General features: G+C 56.7%; 2 protein-coding genes and 1 pseudogene. All 3 read left to right on the top strand.

Annotated features, from left to right (window positions below; genetic code table 11):
* Positions 1 to 280: pseudogene (locus EN993_RS34870) on the top strand (hypothetical protein); the annotation flags it as partial.
* A 33-nt stretch (positions 281 to 313) separates the two neighbouring features.
* Positions 314 to 1,204: a peptidase gene (locus tag EN993_RS34865; protein ID WP_127266151.1), complete on the top strand. Its 891-nt coding sequence runs from the start codon at positions 314 to 316 to the stop codon at positions 1,202 to 1,204.
* 185 nt (positions 1,205 to 1,389) lie between these two features.
* Positions 1,390 to 2,142, top strand: coding sequence for an SDR family oxidoreductase (locus EN993_RS34860; protein ID WP_164758023.1), 753 nt, complete (start codon positions 1,390 to 1,392; stop codon positions 2,140 to 2,142).
* Positions 2,143 to 2,299: the final 157 nt, after the last annotated feature.

Here is a 2,299-nt window from a genome sequence, read left to right as displayed (position 1 = left end):
TCCGCCCCGAACCGAGCCTCAGCCGAGACGGCGCGCAGTGCATACGGTGGTGATCGAAGGCAGAACCGTTCTGAGCGGGGGGGTCTTTGTCAATGTGGACGAGGGTGAAACCATACGCGAACTCCGCGATCGCCTGAGCGGTCCACTTGCTCCCCAGGAATTGGAACTTCGGAAAATGGCGATCGAACTTCTGCCCTTCATCGAGGCTTTCTACGGAACATTTCCGAAGCCAACAATCCCGGACGGCGAACGCGGCAGAGCCTTCTTGCCATGGAAGTAAGGCGCATGTGATTTGGATCATGGAGGGCACAGGATGACCTTACAGCTGGATGGACCAAGCAAGACCGAACAGAGCGATGCTGCCGGATTGTTCGTGGCAGTTGGCTCACGCCGTTATCGCGTGCTTCGCCCATGGGGCGAATTTGCCCAGGCCGGTGGCAACGTCACAGATGTTGCCGTCGCAAAAGACGGCCATGTTTTCATCTTGCTGCGTCGCGATAGTCTGGTCGATAAGAAAGGACCTGCGGTCATCGAATTGACTCCGGACGGAGAATTCGTCGCCAGTTGGGGGCAGGAAGAGCTTGCTGATGCCCATATGATCAAATGCGACCCATTTGGGCGGCTCTATGTGGTTGATCGTGACGCGCATCAGATCGTTATTTTCGACAGAAAAGGCCGGGTCACAGGCCGAATCGGGACACGCCATGCCGCTGGGAAACCCTTCAATCACCCCAGCTGTGTCGCGATCGGACCCGACGGCGACATCTTTGTTGCTGATGGTTACGGCAACACGGTCGTACAACGGTTTTCAGCGAAAGGGGAACCGGTCTGTGTATGGGGCAGCCGCGGTGTGGCGGCTGGGCAATTCCTTTCGCCACACGCGATATATGTCCTGAAAACCGGATCGGTCGTCGTGGCGGACCGCGAAAACAACAGGCTGCAGCACTTTGACGGCCATGGCCGTTTACTGGCCATTTGGACGGGCTTCTATCGGCCAACGAATGTTTGGGCCGACCAGGACGACAAGCTTTATGTCACTGATCAAGTTCCGTCCCTGACGGTGCTGGAGGGAAACGGAGCCTTTATAGGTCGCTGTCGACCAGTCCTGTTCGGCGCGCATGGCATATGCGGCGATGACCACCGCAGACGCATCTACCTGGCCGAGACCAATCCAAGTCGCGTGACGTGCCTCGAAGCTTGCTGAGCAATACGCTGGGGCCGCGCAGGAGATTGCTCAGAGCGTATTCGACGCTAGGCCGGAAGTTGGCTGTGCTCCGGACAGAAGGCGGCAGATGTTTGGCCTAGCTGGCATCATATCGCGCCGGGTGCCGATCGGCCGACGTCTATGAGCGATTTGGCTTTCGATTACCCAACCAGAAAGGTGCAAACGTGAGCACGACGGGCAAGCTGAAAGGCCAAGTGGTGCTGGTGACTGGAGCAGTTGGCGGCATTGGCCGATCGGTATCCCAGGCATTGGCAAATGCCGAGATGTCGATTGTTGCAATAGACAAGGACAGCGAGGGGCTAGCGTCCTTGGCAAAAGATCTCGGGGTTCCAGCCAATCAGCTCGTGACATTCACCTGCGACATCACCGACCAACCGATGGTTGACGCGGTCGTCGAGGCAGCCGTTGAAAAGCTTGGTCGCATTGACGCGCTGGTCCATTGTGCAGGCTTGGATGCCCCTGCAGGATTTGCATGGAACGAACCCGCGAACCATTGGCTCAAAATCTTGGACGTCAATCTCAACGGCGCATGGTGGCTTACACGAGCTGTGCTGCCTAAAATGATTGCGCGCGGCGGCGGACGGATCATACTCGTCAGTTCTGTCGCCGCGCGATCGCCCACGGGCAGAGCATCCGTGGCATACAATGCGGCCAAGGCCGGCATCAACGGGCTCACAATTGGCCTTTCCGCCCAGGTCGAGCAGTATGGAATTCTTGTCAACGCGATTGCTCCAGGCCCCACCGGAACCGGTACAGCCATGACGGCGAGCGAACTCGAGACCTATCTCTCCGCCTATCCGCTTGGCGAAGGGGGGCCGGCGCCCGTTGCGAACGCCTGCCTCTATCTGCTTGGTGATGGAGGAGACTGGATCAGCGGTGCTATTCTAAATGTCAGTGGCGGCCGGTACAGAGGCTGAATGCGGTTTAGCCGAAATCTATAACTCACAGACATCCTCTATCAATTCTGATTTTTCTGAAAATTTTCAATAAAATGCCTTGCAACATTCGATAACGGACGATGTTCTGGTGTAACGATAAAGACTGTCAATTTTATATGCGGGACAAACCTAACTA

Source organism: Mesorhizobium sp. M7D.F.Ca.US.004.01.2.1 (assembly GCF_003997785.1).
Lineage (GTDB): Bacteria > Pseudomonadota > Alphaproteobacteria > Rhizobiales > Rhizobiaceae > Mesorhizobium > Mesorhizobium loti.
This window is presented reverse-complemented; position numbering and strand designations above follow the sequence as displayed.

Coding starts and splice junctions, on each gene's coding strand:
- EN993_RS34865 (WP_127266151.1), top strand. CDS start 314: ATGACCTTACAGCTGGATGGACCAAGCAAGACCGAACAGAGCGATGCT.